This is a genomic window from Chromatium okenii (genome assembly GCF_002958735.1).
In the GTDB taxonomy this organism is placed as follows: Bacteria; Pseudomonadota; Gammaproteobacteria; order Chromatiales; family Chromatiaceae; genus Chromatium; species Chromatium okenii_A.
This window is the reverse complement of record NZ_PPGH01000037.1, coordinates 1,016,357-1,034,298: the sequence shown is the minus strand read 5'-3', so window position 1 is coordinate 1,034,298 and position 17,942 is coordinate 1,016,357. Positions and strand designations below refer to the sequence as shown.

20 protein-coding genes and 2 pseudogenes are annotated in these 17,942 nt (G+C 51.1%); 2 read left to right on the top strand and 20 right to left on the bottom strand.

All coding sequences use genetic code 11. The annotated features are described in order from the left end of the window. Positions 1-112 precede the first annotated feature (112 nt). From CXB77_RS23370 to gatB, 3 genes and pseudogenes are all read right to left on the bottom strand, one after another. Positions 113-2,119, bottom strand: a pseudogene (locus CXB77_RS23370) (sensor histidine kinase); the annotation flags it as partial. 77 nt (positions 2,120-2,196) lie between these two features. Further along, positions 2,197-2,904 (bottom strand): annotated as a pseudogene (locus tag CXB77_RS24130) (PAS domain-containing protein); the annotation flags it as partial. Positions 2,905-3,016: 112 nt separating this feature from the next. Then, a complete protein-coding gene (gene gatB / locus CXB77_RS16865; protein ID WP_105074728.1) occupies positions 3,017-4,453 on the bottom strand; it encodes an Asp-tRNA(Asn)/Glu-tRNA(Gln) amidotransferase subunit GatB in 1,437 nt (478 codons plus the stop codon). Positions 4,454-4,552: 99 nt separating this feature from the next. Between gatB and murI the strand changes: the two genes are divergently transcribed. Both murI and CXB77_RS16855 read left to right on the top strand, forming a co-directional pair. Continuing rightward, positions 4,553-5,386, top strand: a complete 834-nt coding sequence (gene murI / locus CXB77_RS16860) for a glutamate racemase (RefSeq protein WP_105072322.1) — start codon at positions 4,553-4,555, stop codon at positions 5,384-5,386. A 25-nt stretch (positions 5,387-5,411) separates the two neighbouring features. Continuing rightward, positions 5,412-8,438, top strand: coding sequence for a type ISP restriction/modification enzyme (locus CXB77_RS16855; RefSeq protein ID WP_105074727.1), 3,027 nt, complete (start codon positions 5,412-5,414; stop codon positions 8,436-8,438). Between the two features lie 25 nt (positions 8,439-8,463). Here CXB77_RS16855 and CXB77_RS16850 read toward each other — a convergent pair whose 3' ends face one another. The 17 genes from CXB77_RS16850 to CXB77_RS16795 form a co-directional block, all read right to left on the bottom strand. Further along, positions 8,464-8,697, bottom strand: coding sequence for a DUF2442 domain-containing protein (locus CXB77_RS16850; protein ID WP_105074726.1), 234 nt, complete (start codon positions 8,695-8,697; stop codon positions 8,464-8,466). Positions 8,698-8,706: 9 nt separating this feature from the next. Continuing rightward, a complete protein-coding gene (locus tag CXB77_RS16845) occupies positions 8,707-8,892 on the bottom strand; it encodes a DUF4160 domain-containing protein (RefSeq protein WP_242445803.1) in 186 nt (61 codons plus the stop codon). Further along, positions 8,831-8,959 (bottom strand): DUF4160 domain-containing protein, encoded by a 129-nt coding sequence (locus CXB77_RS22550; RefSeq protein ID WP_242445825.1) that lies wholly within the window; start codon positions 8,957-8,959, stop codon positions 8,831-8,833. Before CXB77_RS22550 ends, CXB77_RS16845 begins: the two co-directional genes overlap by 62 nt. 131 nt (positions 8,960-9,090) lie before the next feature. Then, the gene (gene ybgC / locus CXB77_RS16840) at positions 9,091-9,516 is read right to left on the bottom strand and encodes a tol-pal system-associated acyl-CoA thioesterase (RefSeq protein ID WP_105074725.1); all 426 of its coding nucleotides are present in this window, start codon (positions 9,514-9,516) and stop codon (positions 9,091-9,093) included. Between the two features lie 238 nt (positions 9,517-9,754). After that, complete coding sequence (locus tag CXB77_RS16835) at positions 9,755-10,243, bottom strand: DUF29 domain-containing protein (protein ID WP_105074724.1); 489 nt, start codon at positions 10,241-10,243, stop codon at positions 9,755-9,757. Between the two features lie 199 nt (positions 10,244-10,442). Then, positions 10,443-11,366 carry an ADP-ribosyl-[dinitrogen reductase] hydrolase gene (gene draG, locus CXB77_RS16830; RefSeq protein ID WP_242445824.1) on the bottom strand — a complete coding sequence of 308 codons (924 nt, stop codon included), beginning with the start codon at positions 11,364-11,366 and terminating at the stop codon, positions 10,443-10,445. Beyond that, positions 11,356-11,943 carry a nitrogen fixation protein NifQ gene (locus tag CXB77_RS16825; protein ID WP_347338170.1) on the bottom strand — a complete coding sequence of 196 codons (588 nt, stop codon included), beginning with the start codon at positions 11,941-11,943 and terminating at the stop codon, positions 11,356-11,358. Before CXB77_RS16825 ends, draG begins: the two co-directional genes overlap by 11 nt. Beyond that, complete coding sequence (locus tag CXB77_RS16820; RefSeq protein ID WP_105074722.1) at positions 11,944-12,294, bottom strand: 2Fe-2S iron-sulfur cluster-binding protein; 351 nt, start codon at positions 12,292-12,294, stop codon at positions 11,944-11,946. Then, positions 12,282-12,593, bottom strand: coding sequence for a 2Fe-2S iron-sulfur cluster-binding protein (locus CXB77_RS16815; RefSeq protein ID WP_277949427.1), 312 nt, complete (start codon positions 12,591-12,593; stop codon positions 12,282-12,284). The genes CXB77_RS16820 and CXB77_RS16815 overlap by 13 nt, the downstream gene beginning before the upstream one ends. A gap of 288 nt (positions 12,594-12,881) precedes the next feature. Continuing rightward, positions 12,882-13,166: a hypothetical protein gene (locus tag CXB77_RS22545; protein WP_242445802.1), complete on the bottom strand. Its 285-nt coding sequence runs from the start codon at positions 13,164-13,166 to the stop codon at positions 12,882-12,884. Between the two features lie 153 nt (positions 13,167-13,319). Then, positions 13,320-13,454 (bottom strand): hypothetical protein, encoded by a 135-nt coding sequence (locus tag CXB77_RS23365; protein WP_277949426.1) that lies wholly within the window; start codon positions 13,452-13,454, stop codon positions 13,320-13,322. Then, complete coding sequence (locus CXB77_RS22540) at positions 13,435-13,704, bottom strand: hypothetical protein (RefSeq protein ID WP_347338186.1); 270 nt, start codon at positions 13,702-13,704, stop codon at positions 13,435-13,437. Before CXB77_RS22540 ends, CXB77_RS23365 begins: the two co-directional genes overlap by 20 nt. 49 nt (positions 13,705-13,753) lie before the next feature. Next, positions 13,754-13,951 (bottom strand): hypothetical protein, encoded by a 198-nt coding sequence (locus CXB77_RS22535; RefSeq protein ID WP_242445800.1) that lies wholly within the window; start codon positions 13,949-13,951, stop codon positions 13,754-13,756. A gap of 108 nt (positions 13,952-14,059) precedes the next feature. After that, on the bottom strand, positions 14,060-14,263 hold the full coding sequence (locus tag CXB77_RS16805) for a hypothetical protein (protein WP_431520748.1): 204 nt from the start codon (positions 14,261-14,263) through the stop codon (positions 14,060-14,062). A gap of 18 nt (positions 14,264-14,281) precedes the next feature. Continuing rightward, positions 14,282-14,662 carry a NifB/NifX family molybdenum-iron cluster-binding protein gene (locus CXB77_RS24810; RefSeq protein WP_431520747.1) on the bottom strand — a complete coding sequence of 127 codons (381 nt, stop codon included), beginning with the start codon at positions 14,660-14,662 and terminating at the stop codon, positions 14,282-14,284. Between the two features lie 30 nt (positions 14,663-14,692). Further along, positions 14,693-15,739, bottom strand: coding sequence for a nitrogenase cofactor biosynthesis protein NifB (gene nifB, locus CXB77_RS16800; protein ID WP_431520746.1), 1,047 nt, complete (start codon positions 15,737-15,739; stop codon positions 14,693-14,695). A gap of 348 nt (positions 15,740-16,087) precedes the next feature. Next, positions 16,088-17,914 carry a zinc ribbon domain-containing protein gene (locus CXB77_RS16795; RefSeq protein WP_105074721.1) on the bottom strand — a complete coding sequence of 609 codons (1,827 nt, stop codon included), beginning with the start codon at positions 17,912-17,914 and terminating at the stop codon, positions 16,088-16,090. Between the last annotated feature and the right edge of the window lie 28 nt (positions 17,915-17,942).

Below are 17,942 nucleotides of genomic sequence, written 5' to 3'. Positions count from 1 at the left end.
GACCTTAAATGCACACCAGAGCAAAGTTAGACCATAGTTTCATCATGGCTTTTGCGTTGACGGTGTGAATATATCAAAGCTAGATTTGTACGCTTTTGTATAGATTTTGTTAGATATTTAGTAGCGGATCACAGCGGCAAGTTCCTAATTCTGAATTAAGGGCGGCTAACACTGCCGCGAGATCACGATCAAATTCCACGACGAAAGATCGAATAGTAATGATATCAAGTGTCTTGCTCGCCTGTTCGAGCTGGGCGCAAATTTCACCCAATGCCAGTGCGCCCACCGAACGCGACGATGATTTCAGTTTATGAGCAGCATCACCGACCCCTTTCCAATTGCACTGCGCAGCCGCAGCGTGGATGTCCGCTGCCGCCTGCTGCGCCGAAAATCGGTAATCGTGCAAAAACTCTTCAATCAATGCTGGGTCAGCGCCCACTAGCGTTGGCAGAACCGTTCGATCCAATACAGCGAGCGGATGTGTTGCTGATATGACTGGCGTCGGTAGCCACTTCTCCAGCATCGCTTGCAGCCGGTCAAGCAGCACGGGTTTAGACAGATAATCGTCCATCCCAGCTTCCTTGCAGCGCATTTCCTCGCTTTTCAAAGCGTTAGCCGTCAGAGCGATAATCGGCAGCCGCCGCCCCGCCCCTTCAGCGTGGCGAATCGCAGCAGTGAGTTCATAACCGTCCATTTCTGGCATGTTGAGATCAGTCAACAGCAGTGCGTGTTGCCCTGCTTGCCACCGCGCCAGCGCTGCTCGTCCATTATCAGCTAAATCAGCGACATAACCGAGCAAAGCTAACTGATGCAGGATCACCTTCTGGTTAATGTCGTTGTCTTCAGCGACCAAAATCAGGCTACCGCGCTGCGGCGTCGTTTCGCAGGACAACGGCGTCACCGCTGCATAAATCTCGTTCTCGTTAAGTAGCTGTTCTGGGTCTGGCGCTTTGGCGCGACCGGCAGCAATGGCCACTGCGTTGAGCAGCGCCCGGCGCGTCAACACGTTGCCGTTGAGCAGCACCAGATTGACATCTTCAATGCAAGGCTCGCGCCCGATCACGACAAAATGGGTGTCACTGTCAGGATAAGCACGAGCAGCAGCGCGAAGATCATCCAGTGGAAAATTGGCGTTGCGGGCGTCGATGACCACGATGGAACGTCCGGCAGCACGATTGGCGATCCACTGCCGCGCCGTCGTGAGATCGGCAGCGCGGTCAACCATCGCTTGATCGTAGGTTAAGTAGGTGATGAGATCATCGGCAGTGCCATCCGCGCCGTCCATCACCAGACACGGCAGTCCGGCGACCAAATGCGGATCGGGAGTTGCGGCAGTCGGTATGGATTGCGCCGGATCACTGCTGGCGCTCGGTGACATGGGCAAGTCAAACGGGATGCGCACGCTAAACAGCGAGCCTTGATTGGGTTTGCTGTGTACCGCAATTTCACCATCCATCAAGCTGGCGAGCTGGCGCGAAATCGCCAATCCCAAGCCAGTGCCGCCGAAATGCCGCGTGGTGGATGTATCTGCTTGAATAAACGGCGTAAACAGCCGCGCCAGCGTGAGGTCATCAATCCGATGCCGTTGTCGGCAATGTGAAATTCCAGTATCACCCGTTCGGGTTGACGTTCAACCAAAACGACGCGCACCGACACCCGCCCTGGCCGCTCTTTACCGCTGGAGAATTTGATCGCGTTGTTGGCGAGATTAATCAAGATTTGCCGCAATCGCCCCGGATCACCAATCACCGTGGCGGGAATCGCTGGATCGGTGAACAGCGTTAATTCCACGCCTTTTTTCAGCGCCATCCGATCCATGACTTCGCAGATTTGCTCCACCACATCCGCGACGCACATCGTCACACAGTCGAGTTGCAGTTTGCCGGCTTCAATTTTAGAAAAATCAAGAATGTCGTTAATCACCGCCAGCAGCGCAAATGCGGAATCGCGGATGATATTTGCCATTGCCATTTGTGATTTATTGAGGCTGCTTTGCTGCAACACATCGATCATGCCAATCACGCCATTCATCGGCGTGCGGATTTCATGGCTCATCGCGGCTAGAAATTCGGATTTAGCAAGATTCGCTTTTTCCGCCGCGATCTTGGCGCTTTCCAATTCGACGTTCTTTTGTTTCAACGCTTGATCGAGCATTTCCCGCTCAATTTCGACCTGACGGCGAGCGGTGTTGTCAGTGCCAATCAGCAGATAACCAATGATCGCGTTTTGCGCATCGCGCAGCGCCGTCACCGAAACCACTGCCGGAAACCGGCTGCCGTCTTTGCGGATATAAGTCAGTTCGTAAATGTCTTCGATGCCGCGAGATGCCTTGAAAATCAACGCTTCAAACCCCGGCGTGATCGGCGTTGACAGTTCGGCGCTCAATTCTTTGGCGCGAGCGATGACTTCCTGCGGATCGGAAATGTCAGCGGGCGTGATTTTGTTAATCACATCAGCGGAGGTGTAGCCGAGCATCCGTTCTGCGCCGACGTTGAAAATCTGAATCACGCCCTTGGCGTCAGTAGCGATGCTGGAAAAGTTGGCGCTATTGAAAATCGCATTTTGTAGGGCTTTCGAGGTGTTACGCGCACTAATGTCGCGGATAGTGGCTTGAATCCACCACGCTCCGCGTACCTCAATGCGCGTTAACAGCACATCAGCCGGAAAGGTCTCGCCGTTGACGCGCCGATATTCCCACTCAAAAAACAGGAAGCCGTCCGCCAGCACGGTTTGAATGATGTCTTGCAGCTTTTCAGTGGAGAAGCGCCCGTCAGGCTGGCGTTCTGGTGAAATGTCCGCGAGTTTGAATGTGGCAAAATCTGCACTACTGGCAGCGCCAAATAATTGCGCAGCGGCTTGATTAGTATCGCCAAACTCCCACAACGGCGGAATGAGAACGATCATGGCGTCATGTGAACTTTTGAACATTTGCCGAAAACCGTCCTCTGCTTCAGGCAGCGCCCGCGTCACCTGCGTGATTGGCGAGCGCGTGGTTAATTTGTGCATCGTCCTCGCATTAGTCGCCTAATAACAATCGTTTCAGAATCTCGTTCACTTGCGCCGGATTCGCTTTACCGCCGCTTTGTTTCATCGCCTGCCCGACAAAAAAGCCGAACACCTTGTCTTTCCCAGCGCGATATTGCGCCACTTGCTCAGGATTCGCTGCGACAATGTTCGCCAGCAGCGTTTCAATCGCACCAGAATCAGTGATTTGCGTCAGTCCTTTCGCCGCGATGATCTGATCGGCATCGCCTTCGCCATTCCACATCGCTTCAAATACCTGCTTGGCCAATTTGCCCGACAGCGTGTTGTCCTGAATGCGCCGAATTAACCCAGCGAGCAACGGCGCAGAAACCGGACTGTGTGTGATGTCGCCCTCGGTTTTATTGAGTGCCGCCATCAGCTCGCCACCAATCCAATTTGCTGCCAATTTAGCGTCGCCAGTCGCGCCAGCGACGGTTTCAAAATAATCCGCCAGCTCGCGGGTTGCCGTCAGCAAATTGGCGTCATCCGCTGCCAGCCCGTAATCAGCATGAAACCGCGCCCGTTTCGCATCGGGTAATTCCGGCAAATCGGCAGTTGCAGTCGCCAAAAACGCAGCGTCGATTTCCAACGGCAGCAAATCGGGATCAGGGAAATAACGGTAATCGTTGGCTTCTTCCTTGCTCCGCATTGAGCGCGTTTCATCTTTCGCCGCGTCATACAACCGCGTTTCCTGAATCACGCGCCCACCGCTTTCGAGCAATTCAATCTGCCGTTCGACTTCAAACCGAATTGCCTTTTCCAGAAAGCGGAACGAGTTGACGTTTTTGATCTCGGCGCGAGTGCCCAATTCCGCTTGTCCGACCGGACGCACCGAGACATTGGCATCTACGCGGAATGAACCTTCCTGCATGTTGCCGTCGCTGATGCCGATGTAGCGGACTAACTGATGGATTTTCTTGGCATAAGCGACTGCTTCCTGCGCCGAGCGCAAATCCGGTTCCGAGACAATTTCGAGCAGCGGCGTTCCGGCGCGATTCAGGTCGATGCCGGTGTAGCCGTGAAAATCCTCGTGCAACGACTTCCCCGCGTCTTCTTCTAAATGGGCGCGAGTGACGCCGATAGTTTTCACCGTGCCGTCGTCGAGAATGACTTCAACCGCGCCTTTGCCGACGACCGGCAGCTCGAACTGACTGATTTGATAGCCTTTTGGCAAATCGGGATAAAAATAGTTTTTCCGCGCAAACACTGAACGCGGCGCGATTTCGGCGTTGATCGCCGTGCCAAAACGCACCGCCAGCCGCACTGCTTCGGCGTTGAGCACCGGCAACACGCCCGGCAAACCCAAATCAATCGCGCAGGCTTGCGTATTGGGCGCTGCGCCGAATGCGGTCGGCGCACCGGAAAAGATTTTCGATTGCGTTGCCAATTGGGTGTGGATTTCAAGACCGATGACGGTTTCCCATGCCATGATGTTATTGACCTAAATTGAGAAATTGACGTTTCAGAATACGCGAATTTTGGAAAAACAAATGCCCGCCCGCAATGCTTTTGCTGTGATTCAACATCCATGACAAATTCAGACACTTCCATTCATCGCCGTTTCCCGCAGCAACCCATCGGAGTTTTTGATTCAGGTGTCGGTGGATTGTCGGTATTGCGCGATATTCGCCGCGAATTGCCGCATGAACATCTGCTGTATGTCGCCGATTCCGGTCATGCGCCCTACGGCGACAAATCCCCGGCGTTCATTGCTGCGCGGTCGATTGCCATTACCGAATTTCTCTTAACTCAAGGCGTTAAAGCGATGGTGATCGCCTGCAACACGGCGACCGGCGCAGCCGCACGATTGCTGCGGCAGCGTTATGCCGTGCCGATTATTGGTTTAGAACCGGCGATTAAACCGGCGCTCACTTGCACCCGTTCCGGCGTGGTTGGCGTGATGGCCACGCGGCAAACGCTCGCCAGTGCCAAGTTCGCGGCGTTGCTGACCGAATGTGCGCAGCAACCGGTGCGAATCGTGCCGCAACCCTGTCCGGGGCTGGTGGAACAGATCGAAGCGGGCAATCTCAACGGCGCAGTGACGCGCAGTTTGGTTGCCGAATTGGTCGCGCCATTGCTGGATGCGGGCGCAGATACGCTCGTGCTCGGCTGCACGCATTACCCGCATTTGCGCCCGCTGATTGCGGAATTGGTCGGACCAACGGTGACGATTTTGGATTCCGGCGCAGCAGTAGCGCGGCAAGTGCGGCGACGCTTAAATGAAGCAGCCTTGCTCGCGCCGTCATCGCAATACGGTCAAGAATGGTTTTGGACGACTGGCGAATTGGTGCAAACGCAAATGTTATTGACTCAACTGTGGAATACCGAAGCGCAATTATTGCCATTAACTGCGCAAGGTTAATCAATACTTTAAGGAATTTTTAGCAATGATTGAAATCCAAAACTATTGGCGCGAATTGAATAATTTGCGGGCGATTGCTGGCGCAGAAAATGAAGGCGCATTGCGCTCGGCATTTCAAAATTTGCTGCGTGATTTGGGTGAACAACAGCAATTGATTCTCTACGCTGAATATCCATTCAAAGCGCCCAATGGTGCAAATTTACGCGCCGATGGCGTGTTAATGGATCGCTTGCGTTTGGTGCATGGCTGGTGGGAAGCGAAAGATGAAAAAGATGATTTAGATAAAGAAATTACGGTCAAACTTGCCAAAGGTTATCCAAACGATAACATCATTTTTGAAGATACGCGGACTGCCGTTTTATTGCAGCAAGGCGCAGAAGTGATGCGCTGTCCGGTGAGCGACGGAAAAGCCTTAACGCGCTTATTGGATGGATTTTTTAATTATGAATTGCCTGAAGTGCAGGATTTTCGCGCAGCGCGTGACAAATTCGTGATTGAATTGCCGGGCGTCGCCCGCGCTTTGAAAGAATTATTGGTTGCTGCGCATCGCAATCATGCAGCATTTCAATTACAAGCGCATGATTTTTTGGCATTGTGCCAACGGGCAATTGGCGACCGCGTGACGACCGATCATGTAGATGAAATGCTGATTCAGCATATTCTCACCGATCAAATTTTTCGGGCGATTTTTTCGGATGTCAATTTTCATCAGGAAAATCATTTAGCGCGGGCAATTGGTGAATTAGAAAGTACGTTTTTGCACGGCAGCACGCGCAAAGAATTATTGAAGCGTTTAGAACCCTATTTTGCTGCAATTCGGCGCACGGCAGCGAATGCGATTACTTCCGCAGAAAAACAGGATTTTTTGAAACAAGTTTATGAAGATTTTTACAGCGCCTATAATCCCAAAGATGCAGATCGTTTAGGCATTGTTTATACGCCCAGTGAAGCAGTGCGTTTTATTATTGCGGGTTGCGATTGGCTGGCGCAGCAACATTTTAATAAACGGCTGGCTGATGCAGGTTTAGATATTCTTGATCCGTGTACAGGAACCGGTACCTTTATCGTCGATTTCATTGATTATTTGCGCGGTGATAAACAGGCGCTGATTCGTAAATTCGCTGGCGAAATTCACGCGAATGAGATTTCGATTTTACCCTATTACATTTCCTGCCTGAACATTGAACAAGCCTATTATGAAGCAACGCAGGAATGGTGCGAATTTAACGGCGCATGTTTTGTGAATACGCTGGAAAATTGGGGTTTTGGTTTAGCCCATGAAGGTTCAAGTGGTAATTTATTTGGCAGTCTGACTGATGAGAATCAAACGCGCATTCACAATCAAAATCAGTGCGCAATTCCAGTGATTTTGGGCAATCCGCCATATAACGCGAATCAGAAAAACGAGAATGATAATAATAAGAATGATCCCGCGCTGTTAGCCGATAAACGGATTAAAGAAACCTATTTGGCAGCGAGCACTGCGCAAAAGACCAAGTTATATGATCCCTATGTACGGTTTTTACGTTGGGCATCAGATCGTATTGGTGAACGCGGAATTGTCGCATTTATCAGTAATTCTTCTTTTATTGAAGCAAAAGGATTTGATGGGTTTCGTAAAGTTGTCGCGCAGGAGTTTCAGGAAATTTGGATTATCAATATAAAAGGCAATTCGCGCACCAGTGGCGACCGTCGTCGCCGCGAAGGTGGTAATGTTTTTGACGATAAAATTCGGGTTGGTGTGGCGCTGTATTTTCTTGTCCGTAATCCGGCATTAACTGATGGTTGCAACATTCGTTATTTTGAATTGGCAGATTTTCTCGTCGCAAAAGAAAAACGCGCATGGTTGGCGCATCATCAATTGCGTGTTTTGGCAAAAGCGGGTGATTTTAATCGCATTCAGCCAAATGCGGATGGCAATTGGTTGAATCAACCACAGGAAGATTGGAGCGAATGGTTGGCAGTAGCTAGTAAAGAAGGCAAGGCGGGAAAATCAGAAGATGTTATTTTTAAGCTGTATTCGTTAGGCGTGGTAACTGCTCGTGATGAATGGGTTTATGGATTCACACATGAAGATGTTGCTAAAAAGGTTCAGTATTTTATTGAACACTATGAAACGTTACGCCGTCTTAAAGCCAGCTTTGATGAAAAAATTAAGTGGTCTCGCGCAGTTAAAAACGATTTTATAAATAATCGTCCTTATGTTTATAACAGCAAAATTTTAATCAATTCGATTTATCGACCATTTGTTGTTTTAACGCTTTATTTTTGTGGCAGCCTGAACGAAATGCAATACAGGCAGCGAGAAATTTTTGGATTAAAGTATAAAAATTTGGCGATTGGAATTTCAGGAATACCAATCACGAAGTCTTTCCAGACTTTGGCAGTAGCAATTCTGCCAGACCTTCATTTACTTGAACAACCCAATTTTTTACCGCTGTGGGTTTATGCTGCTGATGGTTCTCGCCATGACAACATCACCAATTGGGCATTAACGCAATTTCAACAGCATTATGCCAATACAGACATCACCAAACGCGATCTTTTCAATTACGTTTACGCGGTGCTGCATGATCCGCGTTATCGAGAGAAATTCGCGTTGAATCTCAAAGCAGAATTTCCGCGCATTCCGTTTCATCCTGATTTCACGCAGTGGGCGAAAATTGGGGCAACGTTGATTCAATCTCATGCGTATTTTGAGCAAGTCAAACCCTTTGGATTGCAGCGCATTGATCGACCGGAAATCACGCCAAAATGTCGCTTAAAAGCCGATCAAACAGCGGGAACCATTGAGATTGATAATGTGACCACGTTGGCAAATATCCCGCCGCAAGCATGGCAATATCAACTCGGCAATCGCTCCGCGTTGGAATGGGTCTTGGATCAATACAAAGAGAAAACGCCGAAGGATTTAACGATTCGTGAGCATTTTAATACGTATCGTTTCGCCGAGCATAAAGAAGCAGTGATTGAATTATTAGATCGCGTATGTCAAGTGAGCGTGGACACCATGACGGCAATTGAACAAATTGAGCAACTGCCGTGGGAATAGAATTTAAAACAGCACGGCATGAACGTTAGGCTGGCGTTGAACGGTCATAAAGTGTCTCTGGCGCAATATCCAAATCGTTAGGCCAACACACCGTATCTAATGATATAAATGCTTGTTTGAACAAAGCCACATTTTTTAACTGGGTAAATACGCCACATTCTAAATAAGGTCGGGCATCAAATAAACGATGTTCTCCAGTGTTAAACCATAATTCTAAAAAATAATCTTCTCGTGGAATAACACAAGTGACAGTTTCCATAATCAACCTCTAGCGTAATGGTTCAATCTTAAATGGTGTTTGCCCGCTAATTGCAAGCTCCCAATTCGCTAACAAAGATTCGCGGTGAATTTCAATCCACGCTTGAACTAAACGGGTTTTATTTATTGGCAATTCACCACTTAATACTGCCGTCAATAATTGAAAATGCAGATTCTTGTCCTTGGTACTTCGCATGAATATATGGGAATTGATGCCGTTCGTTATCATAGAAATATAAACAAATGATAATCCCATAAAACATGCTAATTGCTGGCATTGCTTATTCGTCCGTTTATTACAATAAATTTGATTTCAAATAACCCAAACACCAACCTTATTTGCCAGTGAAAAACCCTTTTAGCAAATAAGGTTTTGGATTTAATGCTGTTCTAATCAGCAGCACTTGAGTCCAGTCGCCAATGTTGTCGGCAAACGACGCGGGCGCAGTGAGATTGCATCGACGCAGGCAACATTAGTCACGCCTCGGCAACACAGTATTCCATCTGCATCGCGGCGAACGTCTTGTGTAAACGTCAGACTTGCGCCGCCTAAATGCGTTAAATGAGTCCGCACCATCAATAAATCATTGAAACGCGCTGGAGAGAGATAATCTAAATTGATACGCCGCGCTGTAAATAACATTCCTTCAACTTGACGCAGAGCATCTTGTTCATAACCGAGCGCACGCAACCATTCAGTGCGCCCACGCTCCATAAAACGCAGATAATTGGCATAAAAAACCACCCCCGCTGCATCAGTATCTTCATAATAAATACGCACTGGCCAATCAAGTGTAGAATTGAAATCAGAATTTGACATTGCAGATCGTCATCTCGGTTTGCGGAAAAGGTGAAGAGTTTAACTGAAATTCACAAATAAACCATTGGTGCTCCAAAATGGTGAGACAAACGGGATTGACGCAGTGACCGCACAAATTACGCAAGTCATAATGGCAATTTGGTATTTATACACCATTATAATGCGTCGCCATTAACCAGCAAAAATAGGTAAAGTTTGCAACTTTATCTTACTGATTATGGCACTACCTATACTTAATTTAGTCATATCGTATTTCTTCCTCACAATTTGGATAAAAATCATCATCCAACAGTTGCGTTAAATTGTATAGGCAGTTTTGCGGAAATGTGGTGATGGGCAAGCGCGTTTCTTTCTGCGCTAAATCAATTGCATCAGGATAAACCTCAGCGATGACTTCGTTGACAACTGCTTTCAAGCCGGGGGATTTACGCAACCGCAGCGCCAAACGTTTGCGTTGTTCAATAATGGTGCGTTGCCAACTGCGCCCATCAAAATCACGCCAGCGTTCAGCTAACGTTTGATATTGATATTCCCATTTTAGCAAATGAGCAATCAGAATGAGTAAGCGGCTTGCCAATTCGTCACGTTCGCTTTTGCTCATATCGCTGAGTTCGGTTAATAAATGTTCAATATCAAGTTCCGTAAAACGACCGGCACGAATTAACTCTGCGGTTTGCAATGTCCACGCGCTGTAATCTGTTTCGTATAACGTGCTTAATTCAGTCATGTTGTGTGCCTTTCAAATAAAAGTTTCTTTTTGATATTAACAAACCGTTTATGGACTGCATTATCTGCTGGAAAATATGTGGAAATGACTCGGCGCAGAAAGCGGCAATTCTCAGTTAAACAATGCGGCGCTGCCTAGAATTTTTCTCGCATATTGAAAAAACTCAAAAGGCTGATCTCTTTGAAAAAGATTGGAAGATTTAATCAAGATACGGCGCAGCATCTATCAACGCCAATGCCTGTTCTCGACATGCGCCAGCAGTATCTTTATCCAATGCCGTCAGCCAGCGTTTGGGAATGGCATCTAAACCATAAAACGCGCCAGCAATCATGCCCAAAATCGCGCCAGTGGTATCGGCATCGCCGCCGCGATTCACTACATCAATCAACGCTGTTTCAAAATCGTCGGTGGCAAATAACGCCTGAAATACTGCTCGCAGCGTTTCGACGATGTAACCGCCGGGATTTTCCATCCGCCGCCGATCAAAACGATACCGCTCATCGGCAGCCACCAGCGCCTCGGCGATGACCTGTAAATCCGCTTGTGTCCCGCCGCGCAGCCCAATTTGCACCATTTGAATCACTGCCAGCGTTCCGGCATCTGAGACCAAATTGTGATGGGTCACATGGGCTTGGGTGCAATGCGCGGCAGTGATCGTCGCTAAATCCGCGCCCAGCGTGTAGAGCGCAATCGGCAGCGTGCGCATACACGCGCCGTTGCCCGCGTCGTATTCATGCAGCGGCACTTCCGCCACTCCGGTTTGGCGAAAATGGCTGATGCCGCGCCGAACGGTGTTGCCAATGTCCACGGGTTTGGTGCGCATCCAATCGCTAAAAGCCTGCGCTGCTGCAATGGCGTTGACGCCGCCACTGCTCAAAATGCTACGACCGAGCGCCAAACTCATTTCAGTGTCATCGGTGACGCGCCCTTTGCGCAGCCGCAGCCAGCCGCCACCAACGATGTCGCGGTGTTCGCCATGCTGTTCGACAATTTCACGCGGAGTTAAAAATTCGACGGTCGCGCCGAGCGCGTCGCCAATCGCCAAACCTAAATAGGCAGCAATGGCGCGGTCGTGCAGAACATTGGTGGTAGGGGAATCAACCGCTGGCGCGTCAGTCTTCAACGCCAAAGCAAAGCGAATAGTCAATGCAGACCTCGCAGGACGGGGCGCGGCAGACATTCACCGCTGCCGTCTCACACAACTGTTTGTAAAGAAAGCGTTTCCATTTCATATCGTGGACATTGCCTGCTGCCAGCGCCGGAAAATTGCGCTGCATCAGCGCCGTCAATTCGTCACGATTCCACAGCCCCAAATCATGCCAGAGATGATCGTTGGCCATGCAGCCAGCGGCGACAATCTGCGCCATCCATATTTCCGAGGGCGAAATGTCAGCGCGGTACGCCAGCAGCAACGCGATTAAATCTTGGCGTTCCTCGTGACGCGCCAGCGCCAGCGGCGTTCCACCATCGCTGGCGGTCAGCACATCCGGCGACACGCCCGGAAAGTGATAGCCCATCAACTGCCGAAAACTATCCAACTCCAGCCCCAGCCACGCCGGTAACGCGCCGCCGCCAGTTGCGCGAGTCGCAATCATGCTGGCGAAAGCGCGGTCATTGCCCGCCCCAATTGCTCGCACCATCAGCCGCTCGAAAACGTGGCTGGCGTCATAAGTCTGGTGGCGAGCAGCGGCTGGCATCATTCAATACTCCACTAAAATATCTTCGTCGCGCACAATCATCTGACACGCCAACCGCCATTCACTCGGCAGATCATCAACCATGAGTTGATCAATTTGATCTTTGGACAGTTTGCCGAGCTGGCGCAGCACGGTTTGCTCTTTCTCGGTCAGGTGATAACCCATGCGCTGGGTTTTCTTGTCAATGCTGGTCACGCGCACCACGCAATGCCCGCATTCTCCATCTTGGCAATCGTGATTCACCGGAATCTTGTGCTCTTTCGCCAACTTGAGCAGCGTTTCGGTGTGGCTGCCAGCCACCGCGTAAACCGTTTTATCTTTGTATTCGGGATTAGAAAAGGTCACAAGTGCCATCGTATAAAGCCTCCGTTAGGCTGGTTGAATACTGCAATCGCCGAGAATCTGCGCTTGACACGCGAGCCGGTCGTGACGCCCCGCCATGTTTTCGCGCAATACTTTTTCTCTAAAACAGATGGTTCGGTGAGGTTATGCCAGCCCTCTTCGACGTGCATCATGCAGGTGCCGCAGTCACCTTCGCGGCAGCCGTAAATAATCCCCGCACCGATTTTTTCTGAAATTTCAATGATCCGCGTTCCTGCGGGAACGTTGACCGTTTGACCGATGTCCGTAAAGGTGATTTTGGCTTGCGCCATAATTTCAAGCTCCTGTTGTAAAAAGAAATCCCCCCTGCCCCCCTTTTGCAAAGGGGGAAAGAACAGCCCTTTTGCAAAAAAAGCCCCTTTGCAAAAAGAAAGAACAAAAGCCCCCTTTGCAAAAGGGGGTTGGGGGGATTCAACCTAAATCCGCAAAATCAATCACGCGCCCGCGTTCACCGTTGACCAACGCAGCCGCCAGCGCCCGCCCGAATTCCTGACACGCCAGCAATTCCGCCTCGGTCGGCGTTAATTTGATGCGCAGCCCAGCGACCGGAACCCGCAGTTTTAAGCCGCGCAGCCGATCTCAATCATCCGCACTGCTTCGCCCGTCCAGCCGTAAGAACCAAACGCCGCGCCGAGTTTGCCTTTCAAATCAATCACCGCCAGCGACGACAGCAAATCCCAAATTGGTTTGACTGCATCGCCGTTGATCGTCGGCGAGCCGAACACCAGCGCATCCGCCGTTTCAATCAGATTGACGAACGGCGCAATTTCGCCGCCTTCCAAGTCGTACAGCGACACGCGCACGTTGGACGCTGCTTCTGCGCCAGCCTGAATCGCTGCCGCCATTTGCGCGTGTTGCCGTAGCAGCTCATGTAAAAAATAATCAACGTGGGCGCGGTGTTACCAATTGATCGCTCAGGCTGGCGCTGGACAATTCGCGGTAACGCGCCAGCGCCCGACGCGGACGGTCGCGCAAAATCGGCCCGTGCGTCGGCGCAATCAGCTTAGCGGCAGCGGTTCAATCAGCGCCAGCGCCGTCATCACGTGCGTTTTGAACGGGCGCATGATGTGCGCGTAGTAATAATCAAACGCAAACCGAAAATCGCTGCATTGGTCATTGAAAGCGACGGTCACAATGATGACAACCGAACACATCGCCGGAAAAAAGAATTGCATCTTCAACCAGATAGGTGCATTGCGTGTCCGGCCAATGCAGAAATGGCGTGTGCAAAAAGCGCAGCGTCCGCTCACCGAGCGACACCGTGTCACCAGTGCCAACCGTTTGATATTCCAGCGGTTGCGCGTCGTCGAATTTGAGCAACGCTTTGAGCATTGCCGGAGCGCGTTGGGAAATGTACAGCTGGGCTTGCGGCGCTCGGCGCATCAATCCGGCAACGCGCCGCTGTGATCCGGTTCCAGATGATTGAGCACAATCACGCGAATCTCGGCGTAATCGGCGACCGATCCAGCCGCGCAAAAAATTCATCGGCAAACCCAGCTTTCACCGTGTCAATCACGGCGACACCATCGCTGCCGCGCACCAAATAAGCGTTATAAGTCGTGCCGTTAGCGGTGCGCAGAATGATGTCAAAACTGCGCAGCGTCGGATCAAACGCGCCGATCCAATGCACGCCGGGCAGGATTTCTACTGCATCGCTGGCGGCGTCATACGGCTGGTGACTCGGTGACGACCAGCGCCGGACGCGGAGGCGCGATGCCGGTTAATGATCCGGGCGGATTCAGCGGCACACCGTCGCAGTCGAGAATTGCGCCTTCAACGGGACAAATGCTGGCGCATTGCGGATCGGCAAAATCGCCCACGCATTCGGTGCACGACTCGCGTTGATGAGAAAATGCGGTTTCGCTGCGACAATTGCTTGACTGGGACACAGTGGTTCACAGGCGCAGCAATTCACGCAACTTTCAATAATTTGTAATGCCATTGCTTTCGGCTTCCGAATTCACGCGGTTAATCGTTGCGTTTCAATACGAGATTGCTTGAAATAATCCGCAGCAATCAATTCACGATAAACCGCTGCCACTGCGTCTTCAATTCGTTCCAGCGCGTGTTCGCTATTCGGCATGATTCCGGCAGCTTCCAATTGTCCACGGTTCAAAACCAATTTTGGTACAAGCACTACTTCGCAGCCATTTAATACGCGAATCGTTTTATGCAAACGGTTTTCGCCTGCTTCGCACTGTTCGCTGCCGTGACAATAACGTCCGGTGGTGCGCGCTCCGACCAAACGCACACCGCGCACCGATGCCTCGTAAATCAGGAATTCATTGGCTTCGCCGAAATGCTGATTGACCAAACCACCGCCACCGCTCGCCACCGCCATTAAACCGGACGCGCTGGCGCAATCGGCGTTTTAGTTCCTTTGCTCATCAACGGCAGCGACACCAGCATTTCCGCAGCGTGGGGCGCTGGCGCGGGAATTGGCGCGCGCGTTTGGCTCAATTGCCGCGTGAACTTCGGCGCGATGCACCATCGCAGCGGCGTAATCCACTTCAAGATGTTCAATTTTATCAAGGGTGAATTCTTGTCCGCGATCTTCGCCGAGCATTCCGACTGCATCGGCGCGACATTGCCGACAGTGGCGCATCATCCGCATGTCACCGGCGCAGGCATCTTGCAGCGTTTGCAATTCTTCCGAGGTTGGGCCGCGCTGCCCGTTGAGACCGTAAAACGTGCCGTGTTCCGCTTCAGCAATCAGCGGCATCACATTGTGCAAAAACGCGCCCTTGGCTTTCACAATCCGACTGACTTCCTGCAAATGTTCGTCGTTGATGCCGGGAATCAATACCGAATTGACTTTGACCAACACGCCCCGCGCCACCAGCATTTCCAAGCCTTTTTGCTGCTGTTCAATCAGAATTTCCGCTGCGCGTCGCCCTTTGATGCGGCGGTTATTCCAGAAAATCCACGGGTAAATTTTCGCGCCGATGTCGGGATCAACGCAGTTAATGGTGATGGTGACGTGTTCGATGTTGTGCTGGCACAACTCATCAATGACTGCGGGCAGCGCCAATCCGTTGGTGGACACGCAGAGTTTGATGTCCGGTGCTTGCGCGGTGAGTTGGCGAAAAGTCTCAAACGTGCGAGCGGGATTGGCCAGCGGATCGCCGGGACCGGCAATGCCGAGCACGGTCATCTGTGGAATGGCAGCTGCGACTGCCAGCACTTTTTTAACCGCTTGATTGGGCGTTAAAACTTCGGAAACCACGCCGGGACGCGATTCGTTGGAACAGTCATATTTGCGGTTGCAGTAATGACATTGAATGTTGCAGGCGGGCGCAACGGCGACGTGCATCCGCGCATAGTGATGATGCGCATCTTCGGAAAAGCACGGGTGATTATTGACTTTTGCCCGAATTGCGTCTGGAAGCTGCGCGACCGTACTGGAGTGCTGCCGCAACTGCTCGCCGCACAGCCACTGCGCTGCGCATGTCGCCTTGGTTCAATGCCGTTACTGTCATCACCGCCTCCACCAATGCAAAGCCGCTGCTTTGCGGAATCTGAAAATCTTGAGGTGGATTAAGCAAACGCGTGCCTACTGGAAACGGCAGTTAAACGTCTTGTTTAACTTGCGTATTTGCGATTGATCAGCAGCGAGATTGTGAGGATCGTGACAGGTGCGCTTGTGTGAATCGACACAGCGTTTCAGTTGGCAGTTGACAACGACCGGAATGGTTTTTGCTGCCAACTGTTCACTAAATCAAACGTTTAGGTGTTTAACTGCGTTGTTCTCGCAACAACGCTGCTGTTATTGACCAACTGCGGCGATGATTTGCGCGGCCGCCGCTGGGTTGCCAGCTTGAAGCAAATGGCGGGCAATAAACACAAAAGTTTCAGTACGTTCCGTCGCATCCGCCAGCGCCCCTGCCTGCGCAATTGCCGCATTAAAATCGCGTTGCGCCAAGACCGAATCACCCTGTTTAGCGCGGCTGTGCGCAATCACCGTAAGCGCCGTCACGCGCCGCGCCGATGGTGCCGGATCGGGAGTTGCAGCCAGCAGCGCGACAGCCTTTTGAATCTCGCCGGTTTCGGCAAATTGTTGTGCCAGCACTGCCCGCGCTGCTGCTTGCGTCTTATTGTCTTGAATACGATTTACCGCAGCAGTCGCTTTATTAAATAAATTTAAACCAGCTTCGTTTTGTGCTGCTCGCGTCAATTCCTGCGCCACGCCACCCAATAATTCAACCTGCGCTAATGGACTGCTCGTTGTTCGATTCGCAGCAGCAGTAGCCAATTTGAAATAATCCTTTTGCGCAGACAAGACCGAATTGTCATGTGCAGCCCGCCCTAAACTGGCATAAGCCATGGCTTGATCATTCGTAGCAGAGATAGAATCCGCAATACGATTGGCGCGTTTCCATTGCGTTTGGGCGCTATCAATTTCATTGCGCTGGGCATACTGAACCGCCAGCGCAGCGCGTAACGCAACTGCATCACGCAATAATTGATCGTTGGGCAATGAAGTCGGCGCTGCGGTTTTATCATTAAGACGCAGCGTCACGCGATCTAATAGTTTAGCTGCGGTATTCAAATCGCCATTATCAAAGCGATAAAACGCTAAACCGGTTAATACGCGAGGATCGTCGTTAATTGCGGGATCATTTGCTTCTGTATTGCCGCGCATCGCTGATGCAGTTGGAATGACGGCAAGCGTCGAAGTTTGAGCGCCTGCTGAAGCGGGTAAATTGCCGAATTCATCGGGCAATGCTGCGCCACCGCCAGCACCGCCCATTGCGTCTAACGACATTGCTGCGCCAGTCGCACCACCCGGTGCACCGATATTTACCGATAGCCCCGGCGGTGGAGTGATGGTGATTTGTGTTTTACCGCCACCACCTGCGCCCGCAGCTCCGGCGGAACCTGCTGCCGATCCGGGTTGAGCATTCGCCGCAGTTCCATTCGCAGCTGCTATTTCTGGGCTGGCGCTCTGCTGATTCCACAGCATCCAGCCGGTCGTGCCGCCAGCAATCAACAGCAGCGTCACCACTGGAATCGAAACTTTGGGCGCGAGAAACGGGCGCATTTTGCTATAAAAATCAATGCCTAATTCCGCTTCAACCTTGCGTCGCGCAATTTTCCTTAATTTTTCAGTACGTTTGCGTTCAGCCTCGCGGGTTTCCTTGTCATCAGCAACTTTGAATTGTGCTGCCAACGCCTGCCGTTCGCGTTCAATCGCATCGCGCAATTCCTGATTGGGGCGCGGCGGCGGTGCGACATACGCATCGGCAACCACGCCGCACTGTTCGCAAGTGTCTGGTTTTCCATCACTATTATGTTCCTGCTCGTGACCGCAGGCGGGACAACGGTAAGTTTTCGCCACCAAACTCAAGGTTGCTGTCATCGGTTCAAGTTGACACATCAACCCCACGGCAATCAGGCGAGCGAGCAATTCCTGCGCTCGGGTTTCAGCAAGTCCTTTTACCAGCACTACCGACTGTCCCTGAACAATGCGTTGAAAGGTATTTTCAAAGGTCGCTGAATCACCGCGCATCAGCTTTTGCAAACCTTCGCGTACTGCTTCTTCTTGGATTTCCGGTGCAATTCCGGTGGCTGAAATCTTATAGGATGTTTCCATTAGTCCATTCTGCCATTAAACAAAGTGG

Bases quoted from the DNA above. Each gene is read 5' to 3' on its own strand.
- CXB77_RS16835 (WP_105074724.1), bottom strand. From the start codon at position 10,243: ATGACTGAATTAAGCACGTTATACGAAACAGATTACAGCGCGTGGACA.
- CXB77_RS16850 (WP_105074726.1), bottom strand. From the start codon at position 8,697: ATGGAAACTGTCACTTGTGTTATTCCACGAGAAGATTATTTTTTAGAA.
- CXB77_RS16815 (WP_277949427.1), bottom strand. From the start codon at position 12,593: ATGGCGCAAGCCAAAATCACCTTTACGGACATCGGTCAAACGGTCAAC.
- ybgC (WP_105074725.1), bottom strand. From the start codon at position 9,516: ATGTCAAATTCTGATTTCAATTCTACACTTGATTGGCCAGTGCGTATT.
- CXB77_RS22545 (WP_242445802.1), bottom strand. From the start codon at position 13,166: ATGGCGGCAGCGATTCAGGCTGGCGCAGAAGCAGCGTCCAACGTGCGC.
- murI (WP_105072322.1), top strand. From the start codon at position 4,553: ATGACAAATTCAGACACTTCCATTCATCGCCGTTTCCCGCAGCAACCC.
- CXB77_RS16795 (WP_105074721.1), bottom strand. From the start codon at position 17,914: ATGGAAACATCCTATAAGATTTCAGCCACCGGAATTGCACCGGAAATC.
- CXB77_RS16820 (WP_105074722.1), bottom strand. From the start codon at position 12,294: ATGGCACTTGTGACCTTTTCTAATCCCGAATACAAAGATAAAACGGTT.
- CXB77_RS16825 (WP_347338170.1), bottom strand. From the start codon at position 11,943: ATGATGCCAGCCGCTGCTCGCCACCAGACTTATGACGCCAGCCACGTT.
- CXB77_RS16805 (WP_431520748.1), bottom strand. From the start codon at position 14,263: ATGGCATTACAAATTATTGAAAGTTGCGTGAATTGCTGCGCCTGTGAA.
- CXB77_RS24810 (WP_431520747.1), bottom strand. From the start codon at position 14,662: ATGGCGGTGGCGAGCGGTGGCGGTGGTTTGGTCAATCAGCATTTCGGC.
- CXB77_RS16855 (WP_105074727.1), top strand. From the start codon at position 5,412: ATGATTGAAATCCAAAACTATTGGCGCGAATTGAATAATTTGCGGGCG.
- gatB (WP_105074728.1), bottom strand. From the start codon at position 4,453: ATGGCATGGGAAACCGTCATCGGTCTTGAAATCCACACCCAATTGGCA.
- CXB77_RS22540 (WP_347338186.1), bottom strand. From the start codon at position 13,704: ATGCGCCGAGCGCCGCAAGCCCAGCTGTACATTTCCCAACGCGCTCCG.
- CXB77_RS16845 (WP_242445803.1), bottom strand. From the start codon at position 8,892: ATGCGAAGTACCAAGGACAAGAATCTGCATTTTCAATTATTGACGGCA.
- CXB77_RS22550 (WP_242445825.1), bottom strand. From the start codon at position 8,959: ATGTTTTATGGGATTATCATTTGTTTATATTTCTATGATAACGAACGG.